Below are 13,914 nucleotides of genomic sequence, written 5' to 3'. Positions count from 1 at the left end.
CACGGCCTGCGCTTTTATGGTGGTCGTGCGTGGGGCATCTTTGGATGCACCGGGGTTCCTGGACCGGGCTACTACCTGCGCATGATCACCACCCTCGATTAGTAGCCGACGGTGATGGTCTTCTAAAACTCCAGGAGATACATCACATGCTAAAAATCGTCCCCGATCCGCCCCTCTTCACCGCCAACCCCAATGTCAGTCATGAAGACGCCCTGATGCATGCCAGCGACCTGCTACGCTGCGCCGCCACCAGCGCCTCTGAATTCAGCGACAGCATGACCGGCACCCAGCGCGACATGACGCTGTCGATCATGCATCTGGTGGAAATGGCCAAGGTCATGGTCGACAGAACCATAGACAACCTGCAAACCGAATGACCGCATGAACTGAAAACGACGCACTTGTAGCCAATCCTGCCACTCACGGCGTGCAGGGGTTGCCCGCAGGCGGTTGTCCTTCCAGAATCGGAAAAAGCCCGATCAAAGGAACAGACGTCATGATGCACGCGGATTTGATTGACCAGGAAGACCTGCTCGGCCAGCTCAGAGCCCTGGGCTTCGAAGCACCCGGCGGCGCAACCGCTGAACAAGCCTGCGCAAATGCTGTCTGCGGCCTCAACACCGAACGCGCGACCGCCTTGCGACGTCTGGTAGAACAACTCCTGACCGGCAGCGCCACCCTCCTCCCCGCCGTACGCCAGGCCATCGACCAGCAACTGCTGCCCGCATTGGCGGCTTATAAGCAGAGTCATAGCGGATCATGACCGATAGGTGCCCAAAAGAACGCCTATCATGCCCATTCTCTGCGTGAGCATGCCGTTCCGGGTGCTCTGCGTCCTGCCTTGAGCCTGCGGCGTGGCGCAGATCTGTGACGCGGAGCGTCACGCAAGGCATTCCCACGCTGGAGCGTGAGGAACGATAGTCGTCAGGTAGATCACTATCGTGCCCATGCTCTGCGTGGGGATGCCGTTCCGGACGCTTTGCGTCCTGCCTTGAACCTGCGGCGTGGCGCAGATCTGTGACGCGGAGCGTCACGCAATGCATTCCCACGCTGAAGCGTGAGGAACGATAGTCGTCAGGTAGATCACTATCGTGCCCATGCTCCGCGTGGGTATGCCGTTCCGGACGCTCCGCGTCCTGCCTTGAACCTGCGGCGCGGCGCAGATCTGTGACGCAGAGCGTCACGCAATGCATTCCCACGCTGGAGCGTGAGGAACGATAAGGCTCTAACTATCGTACCCATGCTCCGCGTGGAGACGCCTTTCCGGACGCCGTGCGTCATATGGTTTCAAGCGTGCTCAATACTCAATCCGCACATCCCCCTTCGGCACGCTGCAGCAGGACAGAATGTACCCCTCTGCAACATCCTCGTCGGTAATGCCACCGTTGTGCTCCATCTCGACTTCGCCGCTCAGTTTCATGACCTTGCAGGTCCCGCAGATGCCCATGCCGCAGGCTTTGGGGATCATCAGACCGAGTTTGGCGGCAGCGGCATGCACGGTTTCGCCCGGTCCCACGCGGATGCTCTTGCCGGTATCGGTGAACTCCACCTGATGCAGGTCGGCGATATCGACGTCGGGCGCGTCGGCAGCGATTTCGGCCTGCTCGACGGCATCGGCCCTGGCCTCGGGCGGTGTCGCGCCGAACGACTCTTCATGGTATTGCGCCATGTTGAAGCCGTTTTCCTGCAACAGACGCTTGACCGCTGTCATGTACGGCGTCGGCCCGCAGCAGAACACCTCGCGGTCCATGAAGTCCGGCGCCATCAGCTCGAGCATTTTCTGGTTCAGGTAGCCGCGATAACCGGCCCACGGCTCGCCCAGTCCGTGTTTTTCACAGACCAGATGCAGGCTGAAGTTTTCGATCCGCGAGGCCATGTGCTCCAGCTCGCGGTGATAGATGATGTCTTTCGGTGAACGCGCGCTGTGTACGAAAACCATGTCGACGTTGGCGTTGGTGTCGTAGAACCAGCGCGCCATGGACATCACCGGCGTGATACCGACACCGCCGCTGAGGTAGAGAATCTTCGGGTTCGGGAAGTCGATGGCGTTGAACAGCCCGACCGGCCCGTGTACCGCCAGCTCCTGACCTTCAATCAGCGTGTCATGCAGGTAATTGGAAACCTTGCCGCCCGGCACACGCTTGACGGTGATCGAGAAACTGTACGGCACCGATGGCGAACTGGAGATGGTGTAGGAGCGCATGACCGGCAGGCCGTCGATCTCCAGCTCCAGGGTCACGAACTGGCCGGGCTTGAAGAAGAACATGATCGGCTGGTCGGCCATGAAGCAGAACGTGCGCACGTCCCAGGTTTCCTGGATGACTTTGACGACACGTACCAGGTGACGCCCGTTGGCCCATGTCTGGGTCGTGACCGGGCTCAGGAAACTTTGGGACATACTCGATCTCCACGGCCGACTGTCGGCCTCTCATGTTGCGGATTCTGCGTAACGTCCGAGGCGGCCATTTATCTATCAACGACATTCACGTACTTACCGCGACCAGCCCCGTCCAACAAGGCCTGTCGCGTCGGGAACGGATGCGGCCATGTCGCCCATGGATAAGGTTCTCGGCGCGCCCGGCTCCACACTCGCCACCAAGGGTCATAAGCATGAGCGACTGATCTATCGTCATGCTTGAAACGCGATCACACCCGTATCAGCCACATTCGCAGGCCGCCCATGCCGCGGTCATGAGGGATTTAATCGATGGACGTCACCGCAACCTTGAGCCTGGGCGATCCGCTGGAACCTGCACGCAAGGCCACTGCCGAGATGCTGCAGAATCGCGAGCGCACGTACTCGCTGCCGCAGCCTTTCTACAGTGATGAGCGACTGTTTGAAATCGACATGCAGGAAATCTTTCACAAGGAGTGGCTGATTGCCGGGATGACGTGCGAAATCCCGACCAAGGGCAACTACCTGACGCTGCAGATCGGCAAGAACCCGATCCTGGTCGTGCGCGGCCCGGACGGTGTCGTCAACGCGTTCCACAACGTTTGCCGCCATCGAGGCTCGCGCCTGTGCACTGCCGAAAAAGGCAAAGTCGCCAAACTGGTTTGCCACTACCACCAGTGGACGTATGAACTGGACGGTCGCCTGCTGTATGCCGGTACCGAGATGGGCGACGACTTCGACATGAAGCAGTTCGGCCTCAAGCCGGTCCACGTCAAGACCGCAGGCGGCTACATTTTCATCAGCCTTGCAGAGAACCCGCCTGCCATCGACGAGTTCCTGTCGACGCTGCGGCACTACATGGAGCCCTATGACATGGAGAACACCAAGGTGGCGGTGCAAACCACCTTGATGGAAAAGGCCAACTGGAAGCTGGTGCTGGAAAACAACCGCGAGTGTTACCACTGCAGTGGCTCGCACCCGGAATTGCTCAAGACCCTGCTGGAATGGGACGACGTCACCGATCCCCGTGCCGATCAGACCTTCAAGGACCATGTGGCCGCGTCTGCAGCCGCCTGGGACGCAGAGAAAATTCCGTACGCCCACGCCAGTTTCGGCCTGCGTAACCGTATCGTGCGCATGCCGCTGCTCAAAGGCACAGTGTCGATGACCATGGACGGCAAGGTCGGCTGCAAGAAACTGATGGGCCGCATCCAGAACCCCGACCTGGGTTCGATGCGCATTCTGCATTTGCCGCACTCGTGGAACCACTGCATGGGCGATCACATCATCGTCTTCACGGTGTGGCCGATCAGTGCACAGGAAACCATGGTTTCCACCAAATGGATTGTGCACAAGGATGCGGTCGAAGGCGTGGATTACGACGTCGAGCGCATGCGCCAGGTCTGGGACGCCACCAACGATCAGGACCGTCGTCTTGCCGAAGAAAACCAGCGCGGTATCAACTCCAGCGCCTATCAACCCGGCCCTTACTCGAAAACCTATGAGTTCGGCGTGGTCAACTTCGTCGACTGGTACAGCTCGCGCATGCTGGAAAACCTCGGTGCAGAACCTGCGCCGTACTTGAAGGGCGTGGCGGTCAATCACGAGTAAAGATCGCCGCCGACGTGATGCTCCCGTGCGAACTCACCTCGTTCACAAAGTGAGTCCGACTCGGCCCGCCTGCTCCAGCTCATAAAAAGATGATGGCCGTAATAACTGAACGACTTATCCACAGAGCCACGAAGGGGGTTTATGGATAAGTCGTTTTTTCATGGGGCCGGAAATATCCGGGACAACAATGGCTTACCTGGAAAAGCCCAACCACAAAGCCTGTATGTTTTTTAACCAGCTGTCTATAGAGCTTGATTTACCTGGGCTGCAGACGAGCACGAACACCTTATCCACAGAAGCGCCAACAGACTTTGGGTACAACTCTGCGTACGGCCCTTGTTTGCTGTGGAAAACCGTAAGAACGTGCGTCTCGCAACGTTATCGAAAGGATAACCAGTGTGTGCGACCAACGATTGGTTGTTTTTCGTACAAAACCCTACAGACCTCTACATGTAAGGCTTACAGACGATCACGAACAACTTGTCCACAGAGCAACCAACAGAGAATGTGGGCAAACCCGAAAACACACGGACGCCTGTGAACTGTTTGTCCACAGCAAAAGTCCTGTAAAAACCGTCGGTTACCTGATCATTTTTTAAACACAACTCTACAGGCACCGCACTACAAGGGCTTCAGCCAGCAGCGAACATGTTATCCACAGACGGGCACACAGACTTTGTGCGTAAGTTGCCTCAGGCCTGGACGATTCGAATCATCTGACCACCCCTTCCTCAATGAGCAACTTGAGGATTGCCTCAGCCCCCTCTTCCGGGCTCAAGCCTTTGAGGATTTTTCCGCCACCGCCGCTCGCCTTGGCGGTCGCAGCCTTCATGCGGTCTGCGCCACTTTTGGCCTTGATGACTTTCAGACGTTTCGGGCGGACCCTGGCCGATTGCAGCGCCCCCTCGGCAAGCACCTCATCCACTTGCATCTCAACATCGTCAATGCTTAGCGTGCCACGCTGTGCGGGCCCGAACGCGCTCTGCCGGGGTTTGGGGGCCGCGTTATCCACCGTGGCGAGAAACGGCAGACGAACCTTCAGACGACGACGCTGGCCGCGAGGCAAAGCCTGCAGGACCAGTGCGGTACCGTTGTTCAGCGACTCGACTTCAGCCAGACCGGTCACCAGTGGCCAGCCCAGCCGTTCAGCCAGCAGAAAGGGCAGCATGCCCGACCCTTCACCGGTTTCAGCCTGGCTGCCGGCCAACACCACCTGTGCGGCAGAATCCTGGAGGTAGTCCGTCAGAGCGACCAGCGCATCGGCGCCCTCGGGCTGCTCCAGCACATGCAGCTCGTTGAGCCCCATGCCAAGGTAAGCGCGCAGCGCGGGCTCTTCGGCATTGCCGGCGTGCAGTACCTGCAAGTTATCCCCAGCCAGCTGCAAGCCAAGCTCGACGGCTCGGGCATCCTGTTCGGCGCGGCGCGCACGACCTGATGTCGGGTGCGCCCCGATGGACACCAGACTGATGATGTGTACCGCATGCTTATCCACAGACACGTCAGGCTGCATCGCGTTTACCTCCGCTACGCCAGGCTTGCACTGCGGCGATCAGCGCCGTGAGCACTTCGGCGCTCTCGCCGATGACCGATAGATCAGCGCGCTTGACCATGTCGCAGCCCGCGTCCTGATTGATCGCAATGACCTTGTCGCAGGCACCGATGCCCTGCAGATGCTGGATGGCCCCGGAAATACCGACGGCAACATACACCCTTGCGGTAACCCAGGTGCCACTCGCGCCTACCTGCCGCTCGCGGCCCATGAAACCGTCGTCCACTGCGACCCGCGACGCCCCCTCGGTGGCCCCGAGTGCCGAAGCGGCCTGATGAAACAGGTCCCAGTCTTTGACACCATTGCCGCCAGATAGAATGAATTCGGCTTCAGCCATGGGGATAACTGCGGGATCGACGGCTACCGCCCCCAGATCCTCGATACGCGGCAGGCTGCGCGCCACGCCTGTGGACAACTCGACCGGCAATACCTCGTGACGGGTTTCGCTAACCGGTTCGGCGCACTCCGCAGCGGCCAGAATCAAGCGCGCCAGAGGTCGAACCAGGTCTTCGCGGCCGGCTCCAGCCCGACTTATGCACAATTGGTCCTTGACCTGCCAGACCCGCGTTGCGGGTCGCTCGCCGATGCTGGCGGCAAAACGTCTTCCCAGTTCGCCACCGCCGCTGCGGCTGTCCGGCAACAGCCAATGGCGCGGGTTGAACTGGTTATCCACAGCTCGCAAACCCTGCACGCGTTGTTCCGGTGAATAACCATCGAACCCGACACCGTCGATAAGCAACAGCCGATCAACGCCAGCGGTGTCGAATGCAGCTTCCTTGTGTTCGCCGAACACCACCGCCAGCACAGCACCTTCGGCCCCGGCCAACTGACGCGCCAGGCCCAGCAAGTCACGGTCATGGCTGCTCAGGCGGCCGCCGACCATATCGGGCACCACGGTGATATAGAACGCTGGCTCGGCCACGGTATGCAGCGGCAGTTGCACGTCGGCAGCGGCCGAACGCTTGACCGCGCCGCCCTGCTGCGCGCCGCTACGGTCGATACGCTTGATACCGTTGGGACCCATGAAGCCTACACCGTGCACATTCTTGCGCATCAGGCCATTCGGCCCCATCCAGCTGATCTGCGCAGGCTGCATGGCCGCATGCAGTGGGTGCAGTCGATTGCGGGCGATCCACTCGGCGCGTGGATCACGACGGATAATGTCACTCATCAGAGCACCTCGGCGGGTTCACGTTTGGCAGGCGCTGGCGTGCTGGGGATAACTTCCTCAATCAGTGCATCGGCCACCAGTTCGGCAATGTCCTTGATCAGCGGCCGCGGTTCGACAACGCCTTCGAGCATGGCTGTGCACTGTGGACAACCTACCGCGACCAGCTCGGCAGCCGTTTCACGGATGTCGTCCATGCGCATGTCGGGAATCCGCTGTCTGCCGGGAATGTCAGTGATCGGCGCGCCACCGCCGCCACCGCAGCAGCGGGAACGGAAGCCCGAGCGCTGCATTTCTCTGATCTCGATCCCCAGCGCACGCAACACTTCACGCGGAGCCTCGTATTCGCCGTTGTAACGGCCCAGGTAACAAGGGTCGTGATAGGTCACGCTGGCGCCTTTGTGCTGGCCCAGATTCAGGGCACCGTTACGTACCAGCTCGGCCATGAAGGTGCTGTGGTGCTGCACCTGATAGTCGCCGCCAAATGCGCCATATTCGTTTTTCAGCACATGAAAGCTGTGCGGGTCGCAGGTCACGATGCGTTGGAAACTGTACTGGGACAGGGTCTGAATGTTGCGGCGGGCGAGCGCCTGGAAGGTCGCTTCATCACCCAGCCGCCGGGCAACATCACCGCTGTCGCGCTCTTCGAGGCCCAGAACGGCGAAATCCACCCCGGCCGCCTTGAGGACTTTGACGAACGCGCGCAGGGTACGTTGATTACGCATATCGAACGCGCCGTCTCCGACCCAGAACAGCACATCCACCGTTTTTTTCTCGCTGAGCAGCGCCAGGTTCAGATCGGCCGCCCAGTTCATTCGCCCGCCCGGCGCAAACCCGCCGGGGTTATCGGTGGCGATCAGGTTGTCCAGCACTTCGGCGCCCTTGTTCGGGGTAGCGCCCTTTTCGAGAGTCAGGTGACGGCGCATGTCGACAATGGCATCGACGTGTTCGATCATCATCGGGCACTCTTCGACGCAGGCCCGGCAGGTGGTGCAGGACCAAAGCGTCTCGGCGTCCACCAGCCCGTTGACGATGGGCTGATGCGGATTACCGCCATGCTCGCCCAGCGGCTTGCCTTTACCGTCCAGCGATGGATACGGACTGCCCGCAAATTTTGCATCGGTGCCACCGGCAAGGCCGACCACCATGTCCTGAATCAGCTTTTTGGGGTTGAGTGGCTGGCCTGCCGCAAACGCCGGGCAGGCAGCCTCGCACTTGCCGCACTGCACGCAGGCGTCGAAGCCCAGCAGTTGATTCCAGGTGAAGTCCTGGGGTTTCTCCACACCCAGCGGCGCGGTTCGATCGTTCAGGTCCAACGGTTTCAGCCCCGTGGAGCGCCCGCCACCAAAACGCTCGGCCCGGCGATGCCAGGCCAGGTGCAGCGCCCCGGCGAAGGCATGCTTCATCGGCCCGCCCCAGGTCATGCCGAAAAACAGCTCGCTCACGCCCCACAGCACGCCCAACCCAAGAACGAACACCAGCACCCAGCCGCCGAAATGCTCGGGAAGAATGCCGGCAACCGGCAACGTGACCAGAAAAAAGCTCGCGGAAAACGCCATGAGGCTTTTCGGCAGACGCATCCACGGCCCTTTCGACAGACGCGCAGGCGGATTGAGCCGACGACGATAGACAAACACTGCGCCGACAAACATCACCGCCGTCATCAACAACAGCGCATAGCCAAGCAGGCGATTGTGCAGGCCGAAACCGTGCACCAGAATCGCCAGCACAATCGAGGCCACCGCGCCGCCCGCTGTGGCCACATGGGTGTTGGCGATGTATTTGTCACGCGCGACCACATGATGCAGATCGACCATGTAACGCTTGGGCATGGCCAGCAGCCCACCCAGCAAATCGACTTTCGAGGACCGACCGTTGCGCCACAGGGTCACCCGCCGCCAGGCGCCCAGCGCCGCAAGGGCCAGGGCGCTGAACAGCAGGATCGGAAGAAGGGTGTCTAGCATCTGAAGCTCCAGGTACCAAGCGGTCTTGCAGTCAGGGTGACGCTTCGCTGGTTCGCAAAAACTGTGGATCAGACAACCTGTATGCCGACTGATCTATCGCATTCGCGAACGAGTTCGCTCCCACGGCCTGCGGCCAGAATCAAAGACAGGCGAGCCTTAAAAGTCCTTGCAGAGCCGCAAGCCGTCATAGATCGCCGCGTGGGTATTACGCTGCGCCACGCAATCGCCGATACGAAACAGCAGGTAACCGTCACCCGGCTGGCTCAATGAAGGCTGTGGCTGAATGGCGAACAGCGCGTCGATGTCGATCTGGCCCTTGTTGCGCGAGCCTTCCTTGAGCGCGTAGTAGATCGCTTCGTCAGGACGCACGCCGTTTTCCACCACCACCTGATCGACGACCCGCTCTTCCTTGGCGCCGGTGTATTCGTTCTCCAGCACCGCCACCAGCTTGTCGCCCTCGCGATAGACCTTTTCCAGCATCATGTCGCCGGTCATGATCACTTCCTTGGGGTACATGCTGCGGTAGTAGGTCGGGAACGAGGTTCCGCCAATCGCCACGCCCGGCTTGATGTCATCGGTGACGATTTCGACCTGGCTGCCCTTGTCGGCCAGGAAGTCGGCCACCGACATGCCGGTGAACTCGCAGATGGTGTCGTAGACCAGCACGTTCTTGCCCGGCGCAACCTTGCCGTCCAGCACATCCCAACTGCTGACCACCAGGCCTTCCGCAGCGCCCCAGTGTTCGTTCTGCTCCAGAAACGGATGACCGCCGACCGCCAGCACCACGATGTCCGGACGCAGGTCGAGGATGGTTGCCGCGTCCGCCGCGGTCCCCAGACGCAAATCGACTTTCAGGCGCGCCAGCTCCAGCTGGAACCAGCGGGTAATGCCGGCAATCTGGTCGCGCTGCGGTGCCTTCGATGCGGTGGTGATCTGCCCGCCGATGAAGTCCTTCTTCTCGAACAGGGTCACGTCATGCCCACGCTCTGCAGAGACGCGTGCAGCTTCCATCCCGGCAGGACCGGCACCGACCACCACGACCTTGCGCCTTGGCCCGGCCGACTTCTCGATGATGTGCGGCACGCCCATGTATTCGCGGGACGTGGCGGCATTCTGGATGCACAGCACATCCAGGCCCTGATACTGGCGATCGATGCAGTAGTTGGCACCGACGCACTGCTTGATCTGATCGATCTGGCCCATCTTGATCTTGGCGATCAGGTGCGGATCGGCAATGTGCGCGCGGGTCATGCCGACCATGTCGACATAGCCGCCTTCCAGAATTCGCGTTGCCTGGTTCGGGTCCTTGATGTTCTGCGCGTGCAGCACCGGGGCCTTGACCACTTCCTTGATCCCGGCCGCCAGGTGCAGGAACGGCTCCGGTGGGTAACTCATGTTCGGAATGACGTTGGCCAGGGTGTTGTGGGTGTCACACCCCGAGCCCACCACGCCGATGAAATCGATCATGCCGGTGTCGTCGTAATACTTGGCGATCTGTTTCATGTCTTCGTGGCTGAGGCCATCGGGATGAAACTCGTCGCCACAGAGGCGCAGCCCCACACAGAAGTCGGGGCCGACTTCCTTGCGCACCGCCTTGATCACTTCCAGACCGAAGCGCATGCGGTTCTCGAAACTGCCGCCCCATTCATCGGTACGCTTGTTGACGCGCGGGCTCCAGAACTGGTCGATCATGTGCTGATGCACCGCCGACAACTCGACGCCATCCAGGCCACCGGCCTTGGCACGCGCCGCAGCGCTGGCGTAGTTGCCGATCACCCGCCAGATTTCTTCCGGCTCGATGGTTTTGCAGGTTGCCCGGTGTACCGGCTCGCGAATGCCAGACGGCGACAGCAGGGTCGGCCAGTGATCGCCGTCCCAGCGCGAGCGACGGCCCATGTGGGTAATCTGGATCATGATCTTGGCGCCATGCTTGTGCATGGCGTCGGCGAGGTTCTGGAAGTGCGGGATGATTCTGTCGGTCGCCAGGTTGACCGATTTCCACCAGCCTTGCGGACTGTCGATGGCCACGCTTGAAGAGCCGCCACAAATGGCCAGACCGATGCCACCCTTGGCTTTCTCCTCGTAGTACTTCACGTAACGATCCGTGGTCATGCCGCCATCGGTGGCGTAGACCTCGGCGTGCGCAGTGCTCAGCACGCGATTGCGGATGGTGAGCTTGCCGATCTGGATCGGCTGGAACATCGCTTCGAAAGCCATAACCCGATCCTCGATTTACAGCGGCTTGACGACAAACAGGCCGTCGTCATGACCTTCTTCGGAACCACCGTAAACCTGCTCGGCAACCGTGCGCATGGAGCTGCCGCTGGCAGCGAGGATCTGGTCCATTGCCCCGGCGAACCAGCCGGTGAACATGTAATCCACCTTGCGCCCGACCTTGCCGTAGACGTACACGAAACAGGAGTGCTCCAGTTTCACGCTGGCAGTGCCTTTCTCGATGTCGATGTCCTGGATCTTGAACAGGCCCCAGCCACGCTGCGACAGTCGCTTCATGTAGTGCTCGAACACCGCAACGCCCTCCAGGCCATGGCATTCGGCTTCCTTCTCGCACCAGTGCCAGGCGGATTTGTAACCCGCCTTGTAGAGGATGTCGGCGTAGGCGTCGGCACCCAGCACTTCCTCGATGCCCATGTGGTTATTGACGAAAAAGTGCCGGGGCACGTAGAGCATCGGCAATGCATCGGAGGTCCAGACGCCGGTTTCGCTGTCGACTTCGATGGGCAGTTGCGGGGCGATTTTAGCCATGGCGGTCAAACTCCAGATGATTCGGGCTGCACCCACCGCCTGAAGGGCCGTGGGGTTCAATTCGATGAGGTATGGCGGGCGGTTTACTCGCCCCAGACGTCGGCCAGAACGTTGACCCAGTTCTCGCCCATGATCTTGCGCACCACGCGTTCGGAGTGACCGCGCTTGAGCAGCGTTTCAGTCAGATTGGGAAACTCCCCGACGGTGCGGATGCCCAGCGGGTTGATGATCTTGCCGAAGTTGGTCAGACGGCGGGCGTAACCCTTGTCGTGGGTCAGGTACTCGAAAAACTCCTGGCCGTGACCCTGGGTGAAGTCAGTACCAATGCCGATGGCGTCTTCGCCGACGATGTTCATTACGTACTCGATGGCTTCGGCGTAATCGTCGATGGTCGACTCGATGCCCTTGGCCAGGAACGGCGCGAACATGGTTACACCGACAAACCCGCCATGGTCGGCGATGAACTTCAGCTCGGCGTCGGACTTGTTGCGCGGGTGCTCCTTGAGGCCGGACGGCAGGCAGTGGGAATAGCAGACCGGCTTTTTCGACTCGAGAATGACTTCTTCCGAGGTTTTCGAGCCGACGTGGGACAGGTCGCACATCACCCCGACACGGTTCATTTCAGCGACGATCTCACGACCAAAACCCGACAGCCCGCCGTCGCGCTCGTAGCAGCCGGTGCCCACCAGATTCTGGGTGTTGTAGCACATCTGCACGATGCCGACGCCGAGCTTCTTGAAGATCTCGACATAACCGATCTGGTCTTCATAGGCGTGCGCGTTCTGGAAGCCGAACAGGATGCCGGTCTTGCCCAGTTCCTTGGCCTTGCGGATGTCGGCAGTGGTATGCACGGGCATGACCAGGTCGCTGTTCTCACGCATCAGTTTCTGGCTGGTGCAGATGCTGTTGATGGTCGCCTGAAAGCCCTCCCACACCGACACGGTGCAGTTGGCCATGGTCAGGCCGCCCTTGCGCATGTCCTCAAACAGCTCGCGGTTCCACTTGGCGATGATCAGCCCGTCAATAACGATGCTGTCGGCGTGTAATTCGGCTGGGCTCATCAGGCTGTCCCCTTTTTTGATTCCGGTGCACCGAATCGGCTGTCGGCGCTAATGGGGTCAGCATATGCCGGAGGGTCAGGGGAACCGGGTGCAAAAACGACAGGGGGTTTGCCGAAAGCGTCAAGATGCGACAAAGGGGGACGGCGGGTCGTCGTGCGATGTCGTAAACCTGTTCAATGTCTCGCGCTTGAGACAGAATCGAGCCTATCAATGGATCGGAGCGACTCGATGAAAACGTTTTTGCTGACCCTGGCCCTTATGACGACGGCTGTGACAGCGGTACATGCCGCTCAGAACCCGGACGCGTCACCCTGCGACGGTGTCGAGGACGACAAGCAGACCCTAGAATGCTCGGCCTACAGCCGCACCACTGCCGAACAGCTGCTCAAGGAGAACTTCGACAACCTGCTCAAGCGCGTTCAGTCCCAGTTCGTCGCCAACAAGACCCAGTTCAACGACTTTACCAGCAAACTCAAGACCGCCCAGCAAGCCTGGGAGAAACTGCGTGATGCCGACTGCGCGGTTGAAGTCTTCCCTTCTGCAGCAGGCAGCAAGGCCTTCACCATCAGTGAAAACGACTGCGTTGCGCGCATGAGTGACGAGCGCTCGGAGTATCTGGAGTCGATAGCTCAGGAATAACGTCTACGATGAGATAACCTGCCTCTTTATATGAACGAGCTCATCAGGTTTTCTCATGATTATTTGCGGTGTAGAAATCAAAGGCAGCGAAGCCATCTTCGCCCTCGCCACACGGCAGAGCAGCGGCCTTGCCCACCTGCCGCTGGCCACGAAAAAGATTGCGCTGGAGGACGATGAAGAGCCTGCCAACGTCAAGGCTTTCGCTACGCAACTCGCCGGCTTCGTGCGCGAAAACGGCGTCAGCCACATCGCCATCAAGAAACGCAGCAAGAAAGGTGAATTCGCTGGCGGCCCGACCACCTTCAAGATCGAAACCATCTTTCAACTGATGTCCGATTGCAACGTGGTACTGATCTCGCCGCAAACCATCAACGCGCAGAACAAGAAGCACACCTTCGCCCTGCCCGACACCCTGAACAAGTACCAGCACGAAGCATACAAGGCGGCGTGTGCGGGGCTGATGAAGAGCGCTTAGACGCTTCAAGAGCTTCCAGAACCGCATGCTCATGCGGAGTACCCATCGTTACGCACAAGTCCGCTTTTGATTCTGGCCGAAGGCCGTGGGAGCGAACTTGTTCGCGAAGACGGTCGTTCAGAAAATGCATTTTCGGAGAATGTACCGGCCCTTTCGCGAACAAGTTCGCTCCTACGCCCGCCGGGCAGAAGCGAGATGTTCAGGCTCTTCAGTACTTGTGTCTAACCATGAGCGCGGAGCATTCATTCGCCCGGCAGGTGCTTTTGACCGGACATAAAAAACCCGCATT

12 protein-coding genes are annotated in these 13,914 nt (G+C 60.0%); 5 read left to right on the top strand and 7 right to left on the bottom strand.

The genetic code is table 11. The annotated features are described in order from the left end of the window. Nucleotides 1-146 precede the first annotated feature (146 nt). Nucleotides 147-377: a DUF3077 domain-containing protein gene (locus tag JOE33_RS15870; RefSeq protein ID WP_187625315.1), complete on the top strand. Its 231-nt coding sequence runs from the start codon at nt 147-149 to the stop codon at nt 375-377. A gap of 119 nt (nt 378-496) precedes the next feature. Continuing rightward, the gene (locus JOE33_RS15865) at nt 497-763 is read left to right on the top strand and encodes a hypothetical protein (RefSeq protein WP_010430136.1); all 267 of its coding nucleotides are present in this window, start codon (nt 497-499) and stop codon (nt 761-763) included. A gap of 534 nt (nt 764-1,297) precedes the next feature. Here the strand turns inward: JOE33_RS15865 and gbcB are convergent. Beyond that, a complete protein-coding gene (gbcB, locus tag JOE33_RS15860) occupies nt 1,298-2,398 on the bottom strand; it encodes a glycine-betaine demethylase subunit GbcB (protein ID WP_010429324.1) in 1,101 nt (366 codons plus the stop codon). Between the two features lie 309 nt (nt 2,399-2,707). On the opposite strand from gbcB, the gene gbcA reads away from it, so the two are divergent. Next, complete coding sequence (gene gbcA, locus JOE33_RS15855; protein WP_004415612.1) at nt 2,708-4,006, top strand: glycine-betaine demethylase subunit GbcA; 1,299 nt, start codon at nt 2,708-2,710, stop codon at nt 4,004-4,006. A 712-nt stretch (nt 4,007-4,718) separates the two neighbouring features. Here the strand turns inward: gbcA and JOE33_RS15850 are convergent. From JOE33_RS15850 to JOE33_RS15825, 6 genes are all read right to left on the bottom strand, one after another. Beyond that, a complete protein-coding gene (locus JOE33_RS15850; RefSeq protein WP_032612349.1) occupies nt 4,719-5,516 on the bottom strand; it encodes an electron transfer flavoprotein subunit beta in 798 nt (265 codons plus the stop codon). Beyond that, nucleotides 5,506-6,726, bottom strand: coding sequence for an electron transfer flavoprotein subunit alpha/FixB family protein (locus JOE33_RS15845; protein ID WP_010429330.1), 1,221 nt, complete (start codon nt 6,724-6,726; stop codon nt 5,506-5,508). The genes JOE33_RS15850 and JOE33_RS15845 overlap by 11 nt, the downstream gene beginning before the upstream one ends. After that, a complete protein-coding gene (gene dgcB, locus JOE33_RS15840) occupies nt 6,726-8,687 on the bottom strand; it encodes a dimethylglycine demethylation protein DgcB (RefSeq protein WP_187625314.1) in 1,962 nt (653 codons plus the stop codon). The genes JOE33_RS15845 and dgcB overlap by 1 nt, the downstream gene beginning before the upstream one ends. 156 nt (nt 8,688-8,843) lie before the next feature. Beyond that, nucleotides 8,844-10,904 (bottom strand): dimethylglycine demethylation protein DgcA, encoded by a 2,061-nt coding sequence (dgcA, locus tag JOE33_RS15835; RefSeq protein ID WP_187625313.1) that lies wholly within the window; start codon nt 10,902-10,904, stop codon nt 8,844-8,846. 15 nt (nt 10,905-10,919) lie between these two features. Beyond that, a complete protein-coding gene (locus tag JOE33_RS15830; protein ID WP_032612354.1) occupies nt 10,920-11,450 on the bottom strand; it encodes a DUF5943 domain-containing protein in 531 nt (176 codons plus the stop codon). An 83-nt stretch (nt 11,451-11,533) separates the two neighbouring features. Then, nucleotides 11,534-12,511 carry a dipeptidase gene (locus JOE33_RS15825; RefSeq protein ID WP_003372603.1) on the bottom strand — a complete coding sequence of 326 codons (978 nt, stop codon included), beginning with the start codon at nt 12,509-12,511 and terminating at the stop codon, nt 11,534-11,536. A gap of 228 nt (nt 12,512-12,739) precedes the next feature. Between JOE33_RS15825 and JOE33_RS15820 the strand changes: the two genes are divergently transcribed. Together JOE33_RS15820 and JOE33_RS15815 are read left to right on the top strand one after the other, a co-directional pair. After that, on the top strand, nt 12,740-13,150 hold the full coding sequence (locus JOE33_RS15820; RefSeq protein ID WP_032612356.1) for a lysozyme inhibitor LprI family protein: 411 nt from the start codon (nt 12,740-12,742) through the stop codon (nt 13,148-13,150). Nucleotides 13,151-13,205: 55 nt separating this feature from the next. Continuing rightward, complete coding sequence (locus JOE33_RS15815) at nt 13,206-13,625, top strand: DUF3010 family protein (protein ID WP_010429341.1); 420 nt, start codon at nt 13,206-13,208, stop codon at nt 13,623-13,625. The last annotated feature ends 289 nt before the right edge of the window (nt 13,626-13,914 follow it).

Source organism: Pseudomonas sp. PvP027, assembly GCF_017833005.1.
Taxonomy (GTDB): domain Bacteria; phylum Pseudomonadota; class Gammaproteobacteria; order Pseudomonadales; family Pseudomonadaceae; genus Aquipseudomonas; species Aquipseudomonas congelans.
The sequence above is the reverse complement of the archived record's forward strand: the minus strand, read 5'-3'. Positions and strand labels throughout refer to the sequence as shown.